The sequence below is a fragment of the Prevotella scopos JCM 17725 genome, assembly GCF_018127785.1.
Classification (GTDB): Bacteria; Bacteroidota; Bacteroidia; order Bacteroidales; family Bacteroidaceae; genus Prevotella; species Prevotella scopos.
In genome coordinates this window covers 804,635-828,254 of record NZ_CP072389.1, presented here as the reverse complement: position 1 = coordinate 828,254, position 23,620 = coordinate 804,635, and the positions used below count along the sequence as shown (strand labels likewise).

Sequence of the window (23,620 nt, the reverse complement as noted above, 5' to 3'; positions counted from 1 at the left end):
AATCGATAATGTATTTGAGGTCGTTGAAAGCTTGGTAATAGGGACGTGTACTAGACACGTCCACTATCGTGTTTGGCTTATAGATGTACATGGCGTACATCCCAACTATTTCATTTAGTTCTTTTTGATCTCAATACGGAGTTTGAAGTCATCAAACTCAACATCTGTTCCATTGTTCTCCGCCAGCGTTATGTCATTTGCAAGAACCTGTGTTTTAATCAGGTCGCCAAATGACTCAACAGCTGCTATGGCCTCTGTGTGTGGTTCAATAACAACAGAGATGCGGTCGGTAATCTCAAGACCCGTTTCCTTACGGAGGTTCTGTATGCGGTTGATCAACTCACGTGCCATACCCTCACGACGGAGCTCTTCTGTCAGCTCAACTTCAAGAGCAACTGTCAGGTTACCCTCGTTGCTTACCAACCAGCCTGGAATATCCTCTGAGATGATTTCAACATCTGCAGCCTCTACCTTAATAGGCTGACCATCTAAGTCGAAGTTGAATTCGCCTGCAGTTTCCAATGCAGCAATCTCTTCCTGTGAAAGTGCATCCATACGGGCTGCAACTTGCTTCATCAGTTTTCCGAACTTCTTACCCATAACGCGGAAGTTACACTTCACTTTCTTTACAAGGATGCCTTGACCCTCAACGAAAGTAAGCTCCTTTACGTTCACCTCGTGTTTGATAAGGTCGGCTACTGCCTCAATATGCTTCTTCTGGGTTGTATCAACAGCAGGAATCATTATCTGTGCTAATGGCTGGCGAACCTTGATGTTCACCTTACGACGAAGCGCCAAAACCATTGAAGTGATACGTTGAGCCATATCCATACGTGCCTCGAGGTCAGTATCAATGACAGCCTCGTTGGCTACTGGCCAGTGATCCAAGTGGATGCTTTCTAATTCGCCACCTAGGTCTGAATACAGCTGGTCAGCATAGAATGGAGCGAATGGAGCCAACAAACGTGCAACAGTCATCAAGCAAGTGTACAATGTGTCGTATGCACTCTTCTTGTCAGCACTCATTTCCTTACCCCAGAAACGTTTACGATTCAAACGAACATACCAGTTACTGAGGTCATTGTTAACGAATGAATCGATGAGACGACCGCCACGTGTTGGGTCATAGTTCTCTAACTCTGCTGTCACACCTTTAATGAGTGAGTTGAGTTTAGAGATAATCCAACGGTCAATCTCTGGTGCATCAGCCTTCACTGCCTCACATGTTGTGGCATCATAGCCATCAACATTAGCATAAAGAGCAAAGAAGCTATATGTATTATATAAGGTGCCGAAGAACTTACGACGACACTCGTCAACGCCTTCTGGGTCGAACTTCAAGTTGTCCCATGGTTCGCTGTTCGTCATCATATAGTAACGTACAGGGTCAGCACCATACTTATTCATCATCTCGAATGGGTTGGTCACATTACCCACGTGCTTACTCATCTTGTTACCCTTTGCATCGAGCACAAGACCTGTTGAAATCACGTTCTTAAAGGCAACAGAGTCAAACACCATTGTTGCTATAGCATGGAGTGTGAAGAACCAACCACGAGTCTGGTCAACACCCTCGTTAATGAAGTCTGCAGGGAAGAATGCTGGTGGAACAGCTATACCCTCATAGCATGAGTGTACCAACTGGTCACGATACTCAGCCTCAGTCTTACCCGTAGCCTTCAAGCCTTCAGCATTAATCTCACCCTCAAATGGATAATGGAGCTGCGCATATGGCATAGAACCACTATCGAACCAAACGTCAATGAGGTCTGATTCGCGATGCATTGGCTTTTCTTCATCATTTACGAGGACGATATCGTCAACGTATGGACGGTGAAGATCAATCTTATCATAGTTCTCTTGGCTGAAATCACCAACAACGAAGCCCGCCTCTTTCAGTGGATTCTTCTCCATGATACCCGCAGCAACAGACTTTTCAATTTCGTTGTAAAGTTCCTCTACAGAACCAATACACTTCTCACCACGATTCTCATCACGCCAGATAGGAAGTGGTGTTCCCCAGAAACGTGAACGGCTGAGGTTCCAGTCATTCAAGTTCTCAAGCCAGTTACCGAAGCGACCAGTACCAGTTGACTCTGGTTGCCAACGGATAGTCTTGTTCAACTCTACCATACGTTCCTTCTTAGCAGTGTCCTTGATGAACCAGCTATCAAGAGGGTAGTAGAGGATTGGCTTATCAGTACGCCAGCAGTGAGGATAGTTGTGTACGTGCTTCTGAATGTTGAAAGCTGTACCTTCCTGCTTCATCTCCATACAGAGGATGATGTTCAAGTCCTCTTCCTTTTCAGAAGCTTTCTTGTCCCATACACCATCTGGGTTGAAGCGAGGGTCGTATGCATTCTTCACATAGTCGCCAGCATGATGGCCGTATGCCTTTTCATTTACACAAGCCTTAACGAAGTTCTGATCTAACTCTTCGATAGTAAAGTACTTACCTTGGAGGTCAACCATAGGACGAGTCTGTCCCTTCTTTGAAATCAGATAAAGTGCTGGGATATTTGCATCCTTAGCCACCTTAGCATCGTCCGCACCGAAGGTAGGAGCAATGTGTACAATACCAGTACCATCATCTGTTGTGACGTAATCGCCAAGGATGATACGGAAAGCCTCGCTCTCCATCTCTACAAACTTGTCACGACCATCTTCACTTGCAAACACCTTCTCTGGGTGAGCTGCAGCATAGTCGTTCACAAACTTTGGTGCAAAGTCGCCTGTCTGCTCAACAGGCTTTACCCAAGGCATCAACTGCTGATAGTGTAAGCCTTCAAGCTCTGTACCCATCACACGACCAACGATACGATAAGGAACATACTTGTCTCCACGATCGTACTCAGGTAATTCACCACCATCGGTAATCTCACCTTCTGACTTCAGGTAGGCAGCTACACGACTTGCAGCCATTACGAGTGTTAGTTTCTCTGCATCGTATGGGTTATAGGTCTCAACAATAGCGTATTCAATCTTTGGACCAACACAAAGTGCAACGTTTGAAGGCAAGGTCCAAGGTGTGGTTGTCCATGCAACAAAGCAAGGTTTACCCCATGTCTCCTTTGGTAAGTTTGCCTTTTCAACCAATGCTTTCCAATCCTCTGTAGGGATAGCAAACTGTGCAGTAACGGTAGTATCCTTTACATCACGATAGCAACCAGGCTGATTCAGCTCATGGCTTGATAAACCAGTACCTGCGCCTGGTGAATATGGCTGAATAGTGTAGCCCTTATACAGCAAGCCCTTGTTATAGAGTTGCTTAAGAAGCCACCACAATGTCTCGATATATTTGTTATCGTAAGTAATGTATGGGTGTTCCATATCAACGAAATAACCCATCTGCTCTGTCAACTGCTGCCATTCAGCAGTAAACTTCATTACATTCTCACGACACTTATGGTTGTATTCCTCTGTTGAAATATATTTATCAGATGCGTGGTTGTCGATATCTTTCTTCGTGATACCTAACTCTTTTTCTACACCTAACTCTACTGGCAATCCGTGTGTGTCCCAACCCGCCTTACGGTGCACTTGGAAACCTTGCATTGTCTTGTAGCGATTGAAAGTATCTTTAATAGAACGTGCCAATACGTGGTGAATGCCAGGATGTCCATTTGCTGATGGAGGTCCCTCGAAGAAGATGAATTGTGGCTCACCCTCACGCTCATCGATACTTTTGTGGAAGATATCCTTCTTCTCCCACGCTTTCAATATTTCCTGATTTGTGCTAACAAGGTCAAGTCCCTTGTGCTCGGCGAATTTCTTTGCCATATTATCTATTTGTTTTACTTGTTTTCTAAATACCTGCAAAGATACAAATAACAACTGAAACTACCAAACTTTTTGTTTGTATGAAAGGTGCTGGACTTCCTTTTTTACAATGTGTCATCTGAAGTTAACATTTATACTCTTTCTTATTGTAATATTCATGACTCTTCTGTTCTTCAAAGTTCATAGAAAATGCATCTAATAATAAGTCTTTTTATGGAGAATAATCTATCTTTTCTTGGCAGTCTATAAATCTGCACTATTTTGTTCAAATGAGTCAAGTGGGATAGGGAGGTTTCATACTTCTTAGAATTATGTAAGCTTTCTTTTGTAAAGAAAAATCATAACATGATTTTTTGTTTGGGAATCATTGTTATTCCAAAACTTGAAAGCACATTTTAGACTCTATAATGAATCGTGTGGGTTGTGTGTTGATATCTCACACGAGTGGTGCGGGTGCTTAGCACATGTGGTGCGGGTGCTTAACACTAATGGTGCGGATGGTATGCACCACATGTGCGAAGGGTTAACTCCATTGCAGTATATAGAAGGGTAGGGATTTAATGTGAGTTAAGCATATTAAAGCTAAGGTCAATTTGGCGTTGTCTTTAGTTCGAGGCTATACGTCTTGACTATATTTTAGGCTCTATAACGAATTACCCACATGATCTATTATAGAGCCACTTTTTATCATTAGCTTGTTGTGAACCTATTTCCATACCGTTTTCATACTAAGCCTGAAGAAGGTTAGTTGGATAAAAAAACGGACGCACTAATTGTGCGTCCGTAGAGATTTACAGCTACAGGATAGACCTGTCAGCGTTTTATATTTATTATATGACGATGCTGTTAAAGAATTCAGTCAATGTAATACAGAAAAGAATCTGCCAACTTGCTTGAATCAAAAGATTGTTCGAATCGATATTTGAACTCCTTTGACCAAGCCTGACCTCTTGACTTTTGCTGAACGTCGTATTGTTTTTGCAACTTAAGCTAAGGCATGTTTAGTTCAGTTCCTCACTCTCTTTCATTGCTTCAAGGCACTGAGGACAAATACCTTTATAATAAAGCTGAGTATCGTCAATTCTGAAGCCTTTACCAATTTCACCTGTGTAACGAGGCATCTCCATTGCTTCAAAGTCGAAAACCTTCTCGCAACGCTTGCAGAAGAAGTGTGCATGTGGCTCGGTTATACCATCATAGCATACGCGATGGTCATCAATGGTAATCATTGATGCAGCACCATGTTCTGATAACATTCTCAGTGTGTTATAAACAGTTGTACGGCTCACTGTAGGAAGATGTTTCTTTAATGCAAGAAAAACCTCTTCCACTGTTGGATGCGTCCGATGAGTTGCCAAATATTTCATGATTGCAACGCGTTGGATTGATGGGCGAATACCCAAAGTTGTTAGTTTGTCATATACAGGATCCATTGTAATACCGTTTTCTAAATTTATACCTATTTTTTAAACAACCTAATTATAACAAATCATCTGAAATAATAAGGATGATTGAACTAAAACGTTTGCAAAGATATGAATTTTGTGTAAAACTTACAAATATTTTGTTGTAAAAACTACAAATAGATTTAGATTTTCACTTTATTTTACGTTCCATGTTTTTTGGAAGTTGTTCGTCATTATTTAGTAGTCATAATAGGTTAGTATTGTGTTTGTTGATTTGTGTTTGTTCTTAGATTTTTTTATTTAGGCTTTTATTTGTTTCTTTCGTAGTATCTTGGGATAAATAATTAGTTTTTTTGGTTATATTCTTTTAGCTGTTCAATTCCTTTGTGTTATTGACATTTTTCTTTATTATTATGGATATTTTAAGAGGGGTGAGAACTCTCGATGATTTTATCTCTAAATAAACGCATGGATTCTGTTAACACTTCATCGCTATTCGGCGCCTGAATTTTAGCTATATTTATATACTCAGGTGTTATATCGGTAATATAGCAAGGATAATAACATATTGAGATGTATAAATACACTCAATTTCTAACTTTTTATCTTTTGGAAATTTAACCATATCCTCTTCTGAATTTACTACTTTTTAACCACAAGATAACTTTACTTTCTGTACTTATTTCTACTTTTGCGCAATAAAACACATAATAATAACTAATATGAGAAAAATCTTTTTACTACTGTTGTCTATTTCGTTGAGTGTTGTACTTCATGCACAAAATGGATTACCCAAAGTAACTCTTAAGAATATTGAGGGTAAAAGTGTTGACGTATCATCGATTACAAATGATGGAAAGCCTATCATTATCTCTTTTTTTGCAACTTGGTGTAAACCTTGTAATCGTGAATTGAAGGCCATTCATGAAGTTTATTCAGATTGGCAAGAGGAAACTGGCGTGAAACTAATTGCAGTGTCTATTGATCAGGCGCAGAATATAAATAAGGTAAAGCCTCTTGTCAGTACCAACGGATGGACTTATGAGGTATTGCTTGATCCTAACAGCGATCTTAAACGTGCGCTCGGAGTACAATTAATCCCTTATGTCTTATTGCTGGATGGTAAGGGTAATATTGTGTACAAGCACAATGGTTATACTGATGGAGCTGAATTTGAGCTTTATGAAAAGGTAAAATCATTATGCGGTAAATAGTCATGAAAACTTATATCATAGCAGGTTTGCTGCTCTGTGTTCCTCACATGGAAATGTGGGCGCAGGAAAACAACAATGAAAAACTAAACCTTACGGGAAGTGTACAGAGCGATGTGCTTATCCCACAGGAGGATGAGAAAACGGGTGCAACAAAATCTTCAGGTGATTTCCTAACGAATACTTATATTGACCTCAACGCAACAAGTAAGTATGTAGATGCTGGACTACGTTTGGAGTATCTTAAGCATCCGCTTCCTGGTTTTGAAAATGATTTCAAAGGATGGGGTGTACCGAACTTTTATGTTAAAGGTCGGTATAAAACAGCCGAGCTTACACTTGGTACCTTTTATGAACAGTTTGGCTTAGGCTTCATTCTGCGCACGTATGAAGAGCGCAGTTTAGGCATTGATAACTCTCTACTTGGAGCACGCCTATTGGTTAAACCAGTGAAAGGTGTAACCCTTAAGGTTCTTTCTGGAAAGCAACGTCGCTATTGGAAATATAATCATGCACTTGTTTCAGGAGGAGATGTAGAACTCAATCTTGATGAATGGTTCAAAGCATTGAAAGATAAGACATATATCACTGTAGGTGCTTCATTTGTCAATAAACATGAAGGTGACGAAGACATTATGACAGATGCTACGCACAGATTAAATCTTCCACATAATGTAAACGCATTTGATGTTCGCGCTAGTTTACAACATGGTGCTTTCTCTGTTCTTGCTGAGTATGCCATGAAAGGGCAGGATCCTTCGTTCGACAATGGCTATATCTATCGTAATGGATATGTTGCGATGCTCTCTGGCTCTTATTCAAAACGTGGAATGAGTGTACTTCTTCAAGCAAAACGAAGCGTAAATATGGCCTTCAGAAGTGCTCGCAGTATGACGGGAACTTCTTCGTTTATCAATCATTTGCCACCTTTTACGATGGAACATAGCTATGCGCTTGCAGCATTATATCCTTATGCGACACAGCCTGGTGGTGAATGGGCATATCAAGGAGTGTTTGGATATACCTTCCCTAAACATACTTTCCTTGGAGGAAAATATGGAACGAGTATGAAGTTGAATGTCTCTCATGTACATGGCATACGTAGAAATGAAAAAGGTGGAAAGGGTAGTGATGGATACGGCTCTGCTTTCTGGGCATGGGGACCATCTACTTATTATCAGGATATTAACTTACAGATGGAGAAGAAACTATCTAAGTCTGTTAAGTTGAACCTTATGTATATGAATCAACTCTACAATAAAACTGTCATTGAGGGTGAGGGAGGCGTGATTCATTCTGATATTTTCATTGCTGATGCAAAGTTCAAATTGGCGTCAAAGGCTACTTTACGTACAGAAGTACAGTATCTTTCTACAAAAGATGATGATGGGGATTGGCTCTTTGGTCTCGCGGAATTTTCACTTGCACCATCTTGGATGTTCACCATTTCAGACATGTATAATAGTGGTAAGACTAATTTACATTACTACCAAGGTCTTGTAACTTTCTTGAAGGGTGCACATCGCATACAAGTGGGATACGGAAGAACACGTAGTGGTTACAACTGCTCAGGTGGAGTCTGCAGATATATTCCTGCAAGTAAAGGATTTACACTTTCTTACAATTATAACTTCTAATAAATAATGAATAAGATTTTTCCTTTTATAGCATGTATTCTCTTGATGCTATCTTCGTGTAATAGTATTGATGAAGATGATCGTTTGATTTATGTGGCTCCTACAGCTGTGGGAAGGTGTGTATTGATCGAAGATTTTACAGGACAAACATGTCTCAATTGTCCTCGTGCTGCATTAGGCATCGAAGAACTTCAGAAACAATATGGTGCTGATACAGTGATTGCTGTCGCTATTCATTCCGGTCCCCTTGCATTGAAGCCTTCAGCTTCAGTAGTAGGGCTGCGTACTGATCTCGGTGACCTTTACTATTCACATTGGAAGGTTGAAAGTCAGCCATCGGGACTTATCAATCGTAAAGGTGCTCCTACGAATGATAGTCAGTGGGCATCCCTTGTTCATAATGAGCTCCAACAGCAGGCTACAGTTAACATCAAGCTGACTGTCAGCTATGATGCTACAACAAAACGTGCGCATGTTAAGACTGCTATGACCTCTTTGGGGGCAGCCGTTTCTGGTAAGTTACAACTCTGGTTAGTAGAAGATGGTATCAAAGCTATCCAGCGTATGCCCGACGGAAAGTACAATAGAGAGTACATACATAACCACGTTCTCAGAAAGGCCATCAATGGAGATTGGGGTGAGGATGTAACGCTTGACAAGACAGCAACGATGGAAAAGGAAGCTGATGTTCAGATTGATAATGGGCAGATGGCAGAGCATATGTCAGTTGTTGCTTTTGTTTACAACGATGAAGGGGTACTTCAAGTGACCCGTCAATCTATCACGAAACCTTAGTTATTAACCATAATATAAAGAATGTATGAAAAGATTATTTACCCTTTTTTATGCCATGTTACTTGGCGCTGTGCCTTTGATGGCACAAGGAAATCGTATTTTTGAGTTTGTCGATGGTGCAGGAAAGACCATTGACAATGGCAAAACTGTATCAGTCGCTAAGATTGAAGAGTTTGTTCCTGGTGTCCCTGAAGCTGGAATGACAATGCCTGCTGACATCTCCGTCCGTAATATCTCAGGAGAGAAACAAAACGTTGTCATCGTCGGTACTATTAAGAAATTGAAGGGAGAAGCAATAGAAATTTGCTTCCCAACTAGTTGTAAAATGTGGGACAAGGTCGCAACATTCACGTCTGAGGAGGGCGAATTAAGCGCCGACAAGAAGGTTACCAAGTCATTGGAGATGAAGTTTAATCTTGGTGCGGAAACACAAGGTAAAGGCGTTTGTACTATCAAGTTACAGTTGTTTACTGTTAAGAAGAAAGGTGACAAATTGGTGAAAGACAAGATGGGACCTTATATAACAGTCAACTTTGATGAAGCTTTAGCTTTAGGTATCAACGATGTCAGCTATGGCAAAGCCGTTAGCTACGATGTTTACAACTTACAGGGCGTACTCATTGGTAAAAATCTCACATCATTGCAGGATCTCTCCAAAGGTACTTATGTAGTGAAGACAGTTGATAATAAGGGGGGCGTAACCACCAAGAAGTTCGTTGTTCGCTAATCGAAGTCTATATTTTTATTATTAGTATTAACCTTTTAAAAATAAAACCATGCAAAAAAAATCTACCTTAAGACTTTTTCTCGCATTGTCATTAGCTTTGTTCCAAGCAAATGCATACGCACAAGTATCTACCTTGCCTGCACAGGAGGCTTATGTAGATATTAACTCAAATGGTGTTAACCTGCCAATCTCACTTTCTAAGATGGGCAAAGGAGTGAGAAGCATAGAGTACACACTTACCCAAGGAGGTAAAGTAATCGCAACTAAAACAATAAACATCCCTGCCCAGAGCATGACGAGTTCTGGTCAGTCTGCTGTTAATGTGCTCATTCCACCATATAATGATACTACGGTTGACGAGCTTTCATTAAACATAATAAAAGTAAATGGTCAGCCAACCAATATGAAGGAGCCTTATACAACTATCATACGTAAGACGCTTTCACAGTATGCTACTCGCAAGGTTGTTGTAGAAGACTATACTGCTATGTGGTGTGGATGGTGCCCAAGAGGTTTGGCAATGCTTTCTTACCTTACGCGTCAACACCCAAATGATTTTATCGGTATTGCTATTCATGGCTCAAGTGATCCATTGATGTGTCGTGATTATTCTGATATGACTAGCAGGATAAGTGGATATCCTACTATAACCTTCGATCGGTCCGTAGATTCTAAAGACTACTCCGGTGAAAATACATTCAACTCGGAAAGAAGACAGGGTGCAGACATGGATGTGAGTGTATCAGCAGTTTGGGATAGACAGAAGCGCAATATTTCTATAACAACCAAAACGACTTTCCGTACAAGACCTTACAGAAACACGTATGCACTTGCTTATGTGTTGACAGCTGATGGTTTACAGAGTAGATCTTATTATCAAAAGAACTATTTTTCTGGCAATAGACAGTATAGCGGTTATACAAATGAGTTGAACTACTTTGTTAACGCTCCTAGTACAATAAGCAATTTCAAATTTGACCATACAGCAATCTCTGCTCTTGGTATTACAAGTGGTATAAATGGTAGTATTAGTCAGATTGTTGTTGACAAGCCTCAGACTCACACTGCTTCATTCGATAACATCTCACAGTATAGAGTTATCCAAGATAAATCTAAACTGCATGTTGTCGTATTGGTACTCAACACGTCAACAGGGAAAATCGTCAATGCAGACCAATGTGAAATCTCAGATCATACTCCATCGGGTATAGAGTCTGCTCCAACAACTGATGAGGTTGTAGAAGTAGCACGATATAATATCTCTGGAGCACTTCTCGACAAGCCTGTAAAGGGTTTGAATATCGTTAAATATAGTGATGGACGCATTGTAAAGGAAATCGTGAAATAGGAATTCGGAAGTTACTAAGAAAATCTTGGGTAAATCTTATGCTTACGCAATTGCAACGAATAAGCAATTATAGGTTTTGAAATTAATAACTTAATATCTTCCTAGTGAGCTTAATAAGTTGTTTGTCAGATCTTATCTGAATGTAAGCATATCCTATCTCCGTGTTGTCTTACACATTATTCAACCTTAGCACACATGGTGTTTTCTATGACACCATGTGTGTCTATCTATAAGATAAGTTTAATGTCTATTTGCGGTCACTTTTAATGATTAATTTATATCATTGAATAATAACGAGTTAAATCTATACAATTGATGTGTGGATTGATAGGAAATGACCTTTGAACTTTGATCTCTGAACTTTGAGCCTTAAGCTGACTTTTCAGTTTTGACCTTTGAGTTTTATTTCTTCCTTTTATCTTTTTACTCTTACCTTTTTACCTTTAGTTTTTACGTTTTTGATTTTTATTTGTATCTTTGTCTTAGTATGATGCTTTTGCATCATTAATCAAGTAGGGTTTATTAAAGAATAAACTTTTTCGCGAACGTATTGTTTAATATTAATTTAAGGTATAAAAAGGAAAGGAATCATGACTGAGGTAGATTTTAAGAAATTGAAGTTTAATCCGTTCAAACTTTTAGGAAAAGAATGGATGCTATTGTCAGCTGGTAATGAACAAGATGGTTGTAACACGATGACAATCAGTTGGGGACATCTTGGTTGTATATGGGGAAATAACGACCCTACGGCTGTAGTTTATATACGCCCTAGTCGTTATACAAAGACCTTTGTAGATAAGGAAGATTATTTTACGCTTTGTGTGATGGATGCCTCTTTTAAGAAGCAAATGGCTTATCTTGGTTCTGTATCAGGACGTGATGAGAATAAGATTGAGAAAGCTGGATTGACAAAGGTTTTTGCTGATAATAGTGTTTATTTTGAGGAGGCTAAGTTGGTTCTGATTTGCAAGAAAGAGTATGCTGCTGACTTAAAAGAAAGTGGTTTTATTGATAAGGAGGTTTTAGAACAGGCTTATCCTATGCGCGACTTACATACGATGTATGTTGGTAAAATAGAAAAGATACTTGTTCGTGACGATGAATATCTTGGTTGAGTTAGTTGACGAGTGAACAAGTTTACAAGTTGCTTGTAATAAAAAAAGTGCCAGACAATCATCTTGCCTGGCACTATATTTTTAAGCTAATTGGTCGTGCCTCTCATCAAATTCCGTCACTAAGACGAAAACCTGGGAGAGAGCGACCTATAGAGATAGAACTTTAGAATACGAACTGCAGACGAGCTTGAACCTGGTGGAAGTTTTTGTCGTAAGGCAGGAAGTCCTTGGTGAGGTGATGGTAGGTATAATCAACCATCACTTGTGCAAACTTGTTGAAACTATAGTTCAAGCCAAGTGTGTAAGAACGTACGGCACCACCACCAACGCTGCTAGAGTTGTAAGGCCAATCGGCCATGTAACCATCAGGATAGTACTGGTTGCGACCTACAGAGTAGTATTCACCCTTTACAATGTCGTTCAATCCGGTGTAGTTGAAACGGCCAACAACCTCGAGAGAACGGCCACTCAAACCACGAAGTACACCTTCGTTCTTGTCGTAGCTGTAAGGTTTACCAAAAATCATGTAGCCAGCTTCGATATATCCTCCATGGAAATTGTTGGAGCGAAGAGGGTTGGCTGTAATCCAAGCATCGAGAGTTCCCCAAGTATCAATGTTGTTGTTGCTTGCATCAAAGAGGGTCTTTGAGTCGCGTTTCTTGGTGACATGCTTGTAGAGATATTCACCACGAACAAACATCTTCTGGTTATGATAGAGTGCTTCTACGCCGGCATCAACAACGTTTTCAGCCCAAGGAAGTTCGCACGAAACAAATTGTTTGTCTTCGTCAACAAAGGTTTCCATAGTCTGCCCGAGCTTCAATGTCTTCTTCAGGACATTGTTTTCAGCAACACCGCCACCTACATGCTGATAACGAACGCTACCACCGACGGCTAAAGTCTGATGTTCATCGATGATTGGACGATAGAGGTATCGGCCAGACAGCACAATGCCATTGAAGCCGGCTTCAATCTTGTTGTACTGGTCCTCAGTGAAGATACCCTGATAAGCCATGAACTTATCATTGGTATATTTATAGGTAAGACCCAGTTCACGTCCTTCACCCAGTGCATTGGTAGCGCCTGCACGCGAGATGAAATGATAGCTGCCTAGCGAGGTGTTGCGTGCCATAGAACCTGCAGGGTCGTTATAATAACCACCCTTGATGGCGTGACGACCACCCTTGCTGTCTTCTTTGGCATACTGCAGGAAGATGTTCTTTTGGCTGAACTTGCCGCCCCCGAAGCCAAAGTCAGCATAGAAGTACCAGTCCTGGTAAGTCAGCGAGGTACGGATACGTGCATCGGTGATGGCTGCTCCACTCTGCATAGGAGTGAAGTCTGTATGATAGTAGGCAGCGTCAGCCATGAAACGGGCTCCTACAGTGAAATGAAGGTCTTCGGCCTTATTATCAATAGTGATAGTTGGTTTAGAGTCGAAGTCCTGTGCGTTTGCTGACAATGCAGTGAGAGCCAGCAGAGGCATCAACATATATTTCTTCATATTCGTTTCTTACTTTGATTGTTTGATGGAATTTTGTTCCTAATTAATAGCCTAAAGCATCGAGAACTGCATCGGCATTAGGTACTTTTGAAGGTGCCTGAGAGTTGTCGTAGAGCTGTCCAGGATGGAAAGGATTAGCGAGTTTCGCATTGCAACGGAAACCGTTTTCAATCATATAGTGGAGTGAAATCTCCGAGCGATTGGTGAAATAGCCATCCATGTAAACAGGATGTGTATCTGGTTCGGTGAACGTTGTGTAGGCAGTTGGCTGTACAGTTACATTGAGCAAATCATCAAACTCAGTAGGATTCTTACCCCAGAAGTTCACATAGTAACCCATGTTTCTCTTCATCTGAGCATCAGAATCAAATGAGTATGGATGGTTAAGCATGCCTGCCTTGCGAATCATATAAGCCTGCCAAGGCTTGTTCATCTCAGGATAGTTGTTTGGTGCACCAGCAATAGATGGGCCAATGATGTGCGCACCATTGTCTTGTGCATACTTAATGAAGTCAGCATAACCTGCAGGTGTGTCATAAGCAAGGTCTGTTGCATAAGCTGGCTTGCTGATCCAAAGCAGGTAGCACATAGGTACTTTACCCTTAAACACACCATAAGCACGGTGTAAAGCATCGAAAGAGAAGGTCTGAAGAATCACCTTTCCATTGGTGTTACCTACATTCACCTTACCACCTACATAGAACGGATTATTGGCGTTCTCAGGCTTTGTGATGATGTTCCAGCCCCATTCGTCAAGGATGTTATAAACGCGAATTTCGATGTCTTTAGGGTTCAACCATGACTCTTTGAACTCAGGATAGATGCCAGGACGGTTACCATTGTCGGCAGGGTCGTTGACATAAGCTGTAGAACCATTCTTATCACCGAAGCTATATTCTACGAAGTCCATGTATTTTGCAGCCTTGCTACCCACGACACTTGGCTCATCACGCTTCACAGCAGCCTTGGCAGCCTTGTATATTTCGGCTAAGGTCATGTTCTGGAATTCTGGTTTAATCTTGTATGTAAGCACACGACGACCATTGGCATCACGGTTGAGTTTCTTACCCATGGCATAGTTAATCTGATCCTGCAACGCTGAAACATACAAGCCATCTGAATACTGGATGGTTGGAGCGCCACTGGCATTGTAAACTACCTTACCATTGTTTCTTGCTGCAAACGAAGCTCGTTCTTGCTCAGGTGTAGCGTCGTTGAACCACTTTCCTGCATCGAGCATCAGCAATTCTGCATAATAATAAGATAAGGTATAGTTCGAACGGAAGTCCTTTTTGTCGCGCTGATACTGTTCTTCAATGTCCTGTTCCGTGAAATGCTGACTGCCATCGGCATTACGGAAGCTACGATAGAAATCCTTACGAATTGTTGGAACCTCATCAGAGAACACGTCTTCAATGTTTGTCGTACGTTTCAAATTCTCATCGTGGTTGGCAAGTACCACGCCATCTTTAGTGGCCTGAAGGTCACTTTCAAGATAGTCTGCACCCATGTTACGTGCCCAACGCCATGCTGCCTCCGTCTCTTCCGGAGCCCAATAGGTTGAACCACGGTGTGCCATACAGGCATACAAAGGCACATAGTCGCGTACTTTAGCCATCTCTGGAGAAATCTGCTGCACTGCAATACGCTTTGCATCTGTGTTCTCGTTGGTGAACTCCTGTTCATCAGAACAAGAGGACAGGACTGATACGGCTGCTAACCCCAAGAGTCCTAATCTGTAAAGAGTCTTCATCTTTCTTTTGGTTTTAGTTGTTTATGATTTATTTTAACATATTTCTTATTTCTCTTCTTCCTGAGATTTCTTGGCCAGATACTGCTCCTCGCGATAGGTCAAGCCCATGAAAAGGATAGAGAATAGACAGGCAAAGATTAGAAGGATGAAGGTCCAGTTCCATCCGGCTGCTTCTGCCACGTAGCCGATGACGATGTTAGCCAACAGCGCTGTACCAAGCACATAGCCCATGAATCCTGTCAAGCCGGCTGCAGTTCCTGCCGCATTCTTTGGGGCAAGGTCGAGTGCCTGAACGCCAATAAGCATCACAGGACCATAAATTAGGAAGCCAATAGCTATCAAGCAACCGATAACTACGTTCACATTGTCAATGTTCTGCCAGTAGATAACGATGGCTAAAGCCACGAGAATCATGAACAAGATTGTAGGCAATGCACGACGGCCTTGAAATACTTTATCTGAAAGCCAACCGCAAATGATGGTTCCAGGAATAGCCGCCATCTCATAAGCAAAATATGCCCAACCAGCACTCTTGATGTCAATGCCACGCTCAGTGAGGATTGTTGGTGCCCAATCCAAACAGCCATAACGCACCATATAAACGAATGCGTTTGCAAAGGCTATGTACCAAAGGAACTTATTGCTCAATACAATCTTGAAAATCTCTTTGGTAGAAAGCACTTGCTCTGCCTTCTCCGAATAGTTCTTTGAAGCCGAACCGCTCCATTTCTCAATAGAAGGTAAACCGCAAGATTGAGGGGTGTCGCGAATCATGCTATAGGCCATCAGTGCTATTAAGATGGCAACAGCAGCTGGGAAAGCATAAGTTCCGATGAGAAAATAACGCTGCTCGTCTGCACCATAGAACCAAGAACCGAACCAGAGTGCACCATAAACGGCCATTGGACCTACCAATGCGCCGCCCACATTATGGGCACAATTCCAGAACGACATCCAGGTTCCACGCTCTTTGATAGAGAACCAATGGGTCATCACGCGACCGCAAGGAGGCCAGCCCATGCCATTAAACCAACCTACAAGGAAGTTCAACACTGCCATGAGCAGGATGGCAAGCGACTTATGATCGGCTCCAATCCACTGAATAGGCACGATCATAAAGAGCATAGAAATGGCCGCCATAATCAAACCCAATGGGAGGAAGGTGCGTGCATTACTACGGTCAGAGATGCTCGCCATGATGAATTTAGAGAAGCCGTAAGCGATAGCGTTCATCGAAAGCACGATTCCAAGCTCACCTTTCTCAAATCCAAAGTCGGCAAGCATAGGGATTGCCATAGAGAAGTTCTTACGAACAATGTAAAATCCGGCATATCCAATAAATATACCTAAAAAGACTTGCCAGCGCAGTTTCTTATACTTTGCGTCAGCTTCTGGGCCGGTCTGTTCAGCTTTATAGGCCGGTGGGGTTAATAGTTTCCACATAATCGATTGTTATAGTATTTGGTTTGATAATTTTGTTCTTATTTCTTGGCTGGCCATATGCTCAGAAGTTACATTGCTCGGACGACGTATTTTTGATACATCGACCATATTACTTTGAGCCGTTCGCTTTATTTGGTTTTACCAAGTATTGTTTAAGGCCTACATATTCGTACCTCAAACTATTGTTAGTTTCATTTCGGAATGGTTTGAAAGTTATTCGCTTGCAAAGATAAGATTATTTGTTTCATTTCGAAACAAAGAAAGATGATTTATGTCAATTATGTGTTATATATTAACATTTTTTATAAATTTGGTTCTAAAACGTAACTATGCAAGTTCAATATAGAACCAAAGTTTTAGGTGCAGGCGTTGCCAAATAATCTATAGCTGAAAACACCGAGGGGGTGTGGGCGAGCAGCCCTCATGCAAGAGATAATTCAACAAGTAATGCATAAAAACAAATAAGGAGACCCCATCTCCCAAAGATTAATAAAATTTGCATTGTGAAGTACAAACAATTAACCTCGGATCAAAGGTACACAATTTTTGTACTATCTCAAAATGAGACAAAACGAAAAGACATCGCCAAGTCGATAAATGTAAAAACGTTAATGCTCCAGTTTCCTAGTTCCAAGGATAATCTTCTATGTTCTTATCGTTCATTACTCTAAACTTCTGAAACGTTCTTTATGTAACATAATACTGTTCTGAGTACAAAATAATGAGAATTTGTATCGTTTCTATTTGCAGTCTAGTTAGGTCATGCATAGTGCTCACCATCCTCATATCTGGTGCTAAGTATCCGCACGCGTGGTGTTCACCCTCCGCACGCATGGTGCTAAGCGCCCGCACAATATGTGCGGAGCATAAGCACATTGGTTAAAGATTTTGTTCCAAGGACAAGGTAAGAATGTGTTGTTTACTACTCTTCACTCAATATTCAGGATGAAGGGAGAAATGAACGAAATAGCGGAACAGGATAAGTATGTAATTCTCTATTTCTTCACAATCATTTCCCTTGTTTTGGAATCAAAAAAAGAAAGCCCAATTAACAGAACTTTATGTAATGATAAGCTACTGTTAATTGGGGTAAATATGATAATGCAGAATTTGTTATGTCTTACTTTCTTGTAACACGTACATATCTCATCACTTTCTTAACAACCACTCTTCGCAAATCGCTGTCATTGAACTTCGTTTGAGTTAACTCAAACTCGTTGTTGTTTATAAATCTAATTTGCAAGTGCTTGCGCATCTTACCATCTATCTTCATGAAGAAACCATCATTACGGAAGCCATAGACACCCATGTCGTCATCGCGTTCCCATCTACCATTGCCTTCTTTTTCAATTACACTCATTGTGCCATCACGATAGAAGTCAAAGCGGTGCAACTCATCATCGAGATCATTATCGTTGTGATCAACAAGTGTTCGCAGGTTTACACTTTCGCCCGTTTTAAAATCAACTGGAATGAATTTGTAATCGTCATATCTGTCGATTATGAAACCAACTTTATATTCTTGGTGTGTTCTTGGATTACGGACAATGGCATAGCTACCTTTGTTAGTAAGTTCCCAAGTTCCTACAATCTGTGAATGTTTGATTGGTGCAGCCGTTATTACGTTATTTTTTTCGTTTACTTCATTCTTTGCAGCATTTAGACTGGAAAATGTAAACAGTCCACCTAATACCAAGCCTGCGTATAAAGTATGCTTAGAGAAACATGATTTTTTCATTGTTAAAATATTCATTTTTGGATTAATATATTGCAAATATAAATAAAGTTGTTATGGGTAAAAGAATAATGTATGTACTTTTTAAGTGATTTTGTGTATATTGAAAATAAAAGAGCATCTAATTAACAGATTTGTTCAAAATAAAACAATTCCTATTAATTAGATGCTTAAATTGTGTATTTACTTTTTATTTAATTGGTTTATTGTCCATCGTAAAGTCGATATTAGGGCCCGAAAGCAAAAGCTCATGTTCAAAATAATGATGCGGATAAGGTTTACCATTGATTGTTATACGCTGAATAAAACAATTTTCTGCATCATTCTTTTCAGCATTGATTGTTATTATCTTTCCATTTTCTAAATGTACTCTAACCTTCTGGAAGTATGGTGTTCCTATCATATACTGTGTACTACCGGGGCAAACCGGATAGAAACCGAGTGCTGAGAAGACATACCAAGCTGATGTTTGACCATTGTCTTCATCGCCACAATAGCCGTCAGGCTGCGCCGTATAGAGTCGGTCCATCACCTCACGCACCCAATATTGTGTCTTCCATGGCTGTCCGCTGTAGTCATAAAGGTAAATCATGTGCTGGATAGGTTGGTTACCATGTGCGTAATTACCCATGTTCATGATTTGCATCTCACGTATTTCGTGAATGGTGAAGCCGTAATAGCTATCATCAAATATAGGAGGAAGTTGGAAAACACTATCCAACATAGCGTTGAACTTGTCGTATCCACCCATCAGTTTTGCTAGTCCTGCAGGGTCATGGAAGACACTCCATGTGTAATGCCAGCTGTTGCCTTCTGTGAAGGCGTCGCCCCACTTGAAAGGATTAAAAGGTGATTGGAAACTGCCATCTTCATTGCGTCCGTGCATTAATCCAGTCTCCTTATCGAAAACCTTTTGATAGTTCATGGCACGAAGCTTGAAAGGTTTTAACTCTTTTGCACTCTTTCCGAGTTTTAATCCTAACTGATAGATGCACCAGTCATCGTAGGCATACTCTAAAGTGCGGGCCACACTCTCGTTGATTCCAACATTGTAAGGTACATAACCTAAGCGATTGTAAAATTCGAAACCCTTACGCCCAGTGGAACTAACAGTTGGATGTACGGCATTGGCATCATGGACGAGCGCTTTCCATAGCGTTTCAATGTCATAGCCACGCAATCCCTTAATATAAGCGTCAGCAACGACTGAGGCCGAGTTATTACCCACCATGCAGTCGCGATGTCCTGGACTTGCCCACTCTGGTAGGAAGCCACTCTCCTTATAGGCATTAACAAGACCTGCTTGCATCTTCTCATTCATAGAAGGATAGACAAGGTTAAGCAATGGGAAGAGCGAACGGAAGGTGTCCCAGAAGCCTGTGTCAGTAAAGAGGTAACCCGGTAGTACCTTTCCATTATAAGGGCTATAGTGGATAGGCTGCCCTTGTTCGTCAATCTCATAAAACGAGCGTGGGAATAGGACTGAGCGATAGAGACAACTATAAAAAGTGCGAAGATGGTCGATGTTGTCATCTTCTACCTCTATTCTTCCTAATATATTATTCCATTCTTTCTTGCCTTCAGCCTTAACTATATCAAACGATTTCCCTTCAACTTCTTTGAGGTTACGTTGTGCCTGTTCATCACTGATAAATGATGAGGCTATCTGCACGTTGACTTGTTCGCCTCGCTTGGTATGGAAACCCACAACAGCCATAGCGTGATTGCAGGTCGTTGATGTCTTTCCTTCTGATAATTTACCATCTTCAATACTGCCAACAAAAGAGAAGTCGTGGTCAAATCGAAGGATAAAATAGTTTTTGAAGTTTGCTGGAACACCTCCGCTATTTTTTGTGGTATAACCAATAATAGTGCGCTTATCGGGTATAATGGTCACAGAAGAACCTTTGTCAAAGGCATCTACAACCAAGTAAGCCTCCTCGGTTTGTGGATACGTAATGCGCACAGCAGCAGCTCTACTGGTAGGACTAATCTCTGTGGTGACGTCGTAGTCAGCCAAATAGGTCTTATAATAATAAGGTGTAGCTGTCTCAGCTTTGTGCGAAAACCAACTAGCACGTCCTTCTTCATCAAAAACTTTTTTGCCAACGACGGGCATGATAGAGAACTGTCCGTAGTCGTTTATCCATGGACTTGGCTGATGAGTTTGCTTGAGACCGCGAATCTTATCGGCCTCGTAGGTATAAGTCCAGCCGTCTCCCATCTTTCCTGTTTGTGGAGTCCAGAAGTTCATACCCCATGGTAGGGCTGTGGCAGGGTAGGTGTTACCGGTTGAAAGTTCTGATTTTGAAGCCGAACCAACTAATGTGTTTACATAATCGACTGGGTTCTTTACGTCGAAAGCATAACTATTAAATGTCAATGACAAAAGTAAGAGAATAAGAGAAAGCGCTTTTTTCATATCGTGAAAATGTGATTTGTTTTTATATTTTAAGCTAAGAGTAAACTTATAAGTAAAGTTGAGATGATGTTATAGTTTTCTAATGTTATGCAATGGTAGTGATTACAATTACTTAGTTGCCGACTTCCATACCCATACTTCGCCCATTTGAAAGCGAATTAATAGCTTTGCACCTTCATCTGAAAGCATAATACCTTTTGTGCCCGGTTGTAATAAGAAGACCTCTCCATTATTCAATTGATCAATGAGTGTAGAGTCTGTTTTACTTATTTCATTTGGACGAGGCAATAGGTCAAGATCATTCTTGTTGACAGCTCCAAAGCAAGGGCTTGTCAATGTAAGCTCATTAGCTCGGTTACTAATGAAGCCTGCATCCCTTTTGTTAGCATCTTTGATAGTCTGATCTCCGTTCTCTACAATCTCGGTAGGGAGTGTACTCATGCTGTGATAGTCTTGTTTTGGTTCTTCTTGTGGCCCTTTTTTACAGCTACTTAGCGTTAAAGCTGTTGCAGCAATAAGGGTATATTGCTTTTTAATCATATCGTTTTACGCTTAATATGCAAGTACAAATGTACACTTTTACAAGCATAAAGGCAAGAGATGTAGAAAAAAAACGATAAATATTATTTCAATAGAGGATAATAATTCTGAAGTAATAACTTTATATTGTATAGAATAAAACTAGTGTAAAAGCTAGTACTTTACATATTGTTTGTTCTTACTAATATTTCGTATTACATTGAAATATAATACGAAAAGTTATTCAATTAACTTTATTTAGCTATTTGTACTTGACTTTATTACGAATAATTCGTAGCTTTGTGGCGTGAACTTTTAGATATATAATTTATGGAGAAACTAACTAAACAAGAAGAAGAAATAATGTTGCAGGTATGGAGTTTGAAAACTTGCACTATCAAAGATGTGTTACAAGAGTTGGAAGAGCCTAAACCTCCTTATACCACAGTGGCTTCTATTTTGAACAATCTGAAGCGTAAGGGATATGTAGTCGCTGAGCAGCATGGACTGACCTATCACTTTGTTCCGAAGATAGAACAGACGAAATATAAGGCAGATTTCATGAAAGGCTTCGTTGATAAGTACTTTAAGAGTTCTTTCCGTGAAATGGTTTCCTTTTTTGCAAAGGAGGATAACATCTCGCCAGAAGAACTGAAAGATATTATAAATGAGATTGAAAAGGGGAAAGAGGAGTAGTCTATAAATACGAATCTTATCTTTTCATCTATAACAATGACTAAACATTTTATCGATTATGATAATGTATTTATTGAAATTGAATATAGCCCTTATTCTACTTTTCAGCTTTTATAAGTTGATGTTCACAGGGGATACTTTCTTTTCATGGCGTCGGGCTACGCTTATCGGAATGTATTTTGTTGCTATGATGCTACCTGTAATGGATTTTTCCGCATGGCTAAGCAACAGTGAAGGAATGACATCCATTGCAAATGAATATGCAACAGTTGTTTTACCAACTGTATCTACTTCATCGAAAGGTGGTGGAGCCTTACTATGGGAGTTGGTAGTGTTGATAGTTTATGGTGTTGTTACCTGTGTTTTACTACTACGTTTTTTATGGCAGTTATTTTCTATTATATTGTTAAAGAACAATAGTCAAACTGCGTATATATATGATACAGAGGTTTATGTGTTAACCGATGATGAAGGTCCTTTCTCTTTCTTTAATTGGATATTCATCAATCCAGAGAGGCATAAGAGTGATGAGGTTGAGGAGATTATGATGCATGAATTAACACATTGTCAGCAGCTTCACTCCATAGACATAATCTTTGCAGAACTATTTTGTGTAGTCTTTTGGTTTAATCCTTTCGTTTGGTTGCTCAAGCGTGAAGTGCGATTAAATCTTGAGTATCTTGCTGATAATAGCGTACTTGCTAATGGTAAGGATAATAAAGAGTATCAGTATCATTTGCTTGGCCTAACATATAGGAAGAATGTAGCTACAATAACAAATAATTTTAATGTTTTACCTATTAAAAAACGAATCAAAATGATGAACAAAAAAGAAACAAAAGGAATCCTTAAAGCAAAGTATATGCTTTATATTCCATTGGTAGCAATGCTATTGGCGGTAAGTAATATCGAGACTATTGCACGTAATGTAGCAAAGGTTACGGCAAGTGTTGAGATACAGCGGAAACCAAAGAAAGCACCTGAACGAGTATATACAGTGGCAGAAGTCATGCCTACATTTAAAGGTAATTTATATCAATGGCTATCAGAGAATCTTCGTTATCCGAAAGATGCAGTAAGTAGAAAAGAGCAAGGACGTGTTATGGTACGTTTTATCGTAACAGACAAAGGTGAGGTTATTAAGCCAGAGATTGTTCGTTCTGTCACTCCATCTCTTGATAAGGAAGCCCTTCGTGTTGTGTCAAAGATGCCAGCGTGGAATCCTGGTAGAAATGGTAATAAGAATGTTGCTACAAAGTATATGTTACCTATTATTTTCTCCTTAGGTTCGAAGTAGAATATATATAGGTGTAAAGTATAGTATTCTTTGATGGTTTATATTGCTGGGATGCACAATATTTTGTGTGTCCCAGTTTTTATGACCTTTCTCTTTAATGCATGGGTAACTACCCCTATAAGGTGTATAAGTTTAACGGAAGAGCCTAAAGTGTTTACTAAACAAAACCATAATGTCAAAGTACAATAAATGATGAGATCCCTGTTTGATAAGCAATTATCAAACAGGGGTC

Annotated in this window: 16 protein-coding genes; 8 read left to right on the top strand and 8 right to left on the bottom strand. The window is 40.3% G+C overall.

What is annotated here, in order from left to right; genetic code table 11:
* Nucleotides 1-114: 114 nt before the first annotated feature.
* Both ileS and J4856_RS03150 read right to left on the bottom strand, forming a co-directional pair.
* A complete protein-coding gene (gene ileS / locus J4856_RS03155; protein WP_065367894.1) occupies nucleotides 115-3,780 on the bottom strand; it encodes an isoleucine--tRNA ligase in 3,666 nt (1,221 codons plus the stop codon).
* Nucleotides 3,781-4,781: 1,001 nt separating this feature from the next.
* Entirely contained in the window at nucleotides 4,782-5,213 is a 432-nt protein-coding gene (locus J4856_RS03150) for a Fur family transcriptional regulator (protein WP_025836578.1), read from the bottom strand.
* 695 nt (nucleotides 5,214-5,908) lie between these two features.
* On the opposite strand from J4856_RS03150, the gene J4856_RS03145 reads away from it, so the two are divergent.
* The 6 genes from J4856_RS03145 (at nucleotide 5,909) to J4856_RS03120 (ending at nucleotide 12,019) form a co-directional block, all read left to right on the top strand.
* The gene (locus tag J4856_RS03145) at nucleotides 5,909-6,400 is read left to right on the top strand and encodes a TlpA family protein disulfide reductase (RefSeq protein ID WP_025836576.1); all 492 of its coding nucleotides are present in this window, start codon (nucleotides 5,909-5,911) and stop codon (nucleotides 6,398-6,400) included.
* Between the two features lie 2 nt (nucleotides 6,401-6,402).
* Entirely contained in the window at nucleotides 6,403-8,034 is a 1,632-nt protein-coding gene (locus J4856_RS03140) for a DUF6029 family protein (RefSeq protein ID WP_025836574.1), read from the top strand.
* A 6-nt stretch (nucleotides 8,035-8,040) separates the two neighbouring features.
* Entirely contained in the window at nucleotides 8,041-8,829 is a 789-nt protein-coding gene (locus tag J4856_RS03135; protein WP_025836572.1) for an Omp28 family outer membrane lipoprotein, read from the top strand.
* Nucleotides 8,830-8,854: 25 nt separating this feature from the next.
* A complete protein-coding gene (locus tag J4856_RS03130) occupies nucleotides 8,855-9,556 on the top strand; it encodes a T9SS type A sorting domain-containing protein (protein WP_143150336.1) in 702 nt (233 codons plus the stop codon).
* A 49-nt stretch (nucleotides 9,557-9,605) separates the two neighbouring features.
* Nucleotides 9,606-10,904, top strand: a complete 1,299-nt coding sequence (locus J4856_RS03125; RefSeq protein ID WP_025836567.1) for an Omp28-related outer membrane protein — start codon at nucleotides 9,606-9,608, stop codon at nucleotides 10,902-10,904.
* Nucleotides 10,905-11,494: 590 nt separating this feature from the next.
* Nucleotides 11,495-12,019 (top strand): flavin reductase family protein, encoded by a 525-nt coding sequence (locus J4856_RS03120; protein ID WP_025836566.1) that lies wholly within the window; start codon nucleotides 11,495-11,497, stop codon nucleotides 12,017-12,019.
* A gap of 163 nt (nucleotides 12,020-12,182) precedes the next feature.
* Here the strand turns inward: J4856_RS03120 and J4856_RS03115 are convergent, their stop codons facing one another.
* The 6 genes from J4856_RS03115 to J4856_RS03090 form a co-directional block, all read right to left on the bottom strand.
* Complete coding sequence (locus J4856_RS03115; protein ID WP_025836564.1) at nucleotides 12,183-13,523, bottom strand: porin; 1,341 nt, start codon at nucleotides 13,521-13,523, stop codon at nucleotides 12,183-12,185.
* Nucleotides 13,524-13,566: 43 nt separating this feature from the next.
* Entirely contained in the window at nucleotides 13,567-15,276 is a 1,710-nt protein-coding gene (locus J4856_RS03110) for a glycerophosphodiester phosphodiesterase family protein (RefSeq protein ID WP_025836562.1), read from the bottom strand.
* A gap of 45 nt (nucleotides 15,277-15,321) precedes the next feature.
* On the bottom strand, nucleotides 15,322-16,719 hold the full coding sequence (locus J4856_RS03105; protein WP_025836561.1) for an MFS transporter: 1,398 nt from the start codon (nucleotides 16,717-16,719) through the stop codon (nucleotides 15,322-15,324).
* A 1,120-nt stretch (nucleotides 16,720-17,839) separates the two neighbouring features.
* The gene (locus tag J4856_RS03100; RefSeq protein ID WP_025836559.1) at nucleotides 17,840-18,457 is read right to left on the bottom strand and encodes a hypothetical protein; all 618 of its coding nucleotides are present in this window, start codon (nucleotides 18,455-18,457) and stop codon (nucleotides 17,840-17,842) included.
* Between the two features lie 187 nt (nucleotides 18,458-18,644).
* The gene (locus J4856_RS03095) at nucleotides 18,645-20,876 is read right to left on the bottom strand and encodes a GH92 family glycosyl hydrolase (protein ID WP_072904644.1); all 2,232 of its coding nucleotides are present in this window, start codon (nucleotides 20,874-20,876) and stop codon (nucleotides 18,645-18,647) included.
* Nucleotides 20,877-20,984: 108 nt separating this feature from the next.
* Complete coding sequence (locus J4856_RS03090) at nucleotides 20,985-21,416, bottom strand: hypothetical protein (protein ID WP_025836557.1); 432 nt, start codon at nucleotides 21,414-21,416, stop codon at nucleotides 20,985-20,987.
* A gap of 309 nt (nucleotides 21,417-21,725) precedes the next feature.
* Between J4856_RS03090 and J4856_RS03085 the strand changes: the two genes are divergently transcribed.
* A complete protein-coding gene (locus J4856_RS03085; RefSeq protein ID WP_025836555.1) occupies nucleotides 21,726-22,091 on the top strand; it encodes a BlaI/MecI/CopY family transcriptional regulator in 366 nt (121 codons plus the stop codon).
* Between the two features lie 58 nt (nucleotides 22,092-22,149).
* Complete coding sequence (locus J4856_RS03080; protein ID WP_065367892.1) at nucleotides 22,150-23,388, top strand: M56 family metallopeptidase; 1,239 nt, start codon at nucleotides 22,150-22,152, stop codon at nucleotides 23,386-23,388.
* Nucleotides 23,389-23,620 lie beyond the last annotated feature (232 nt).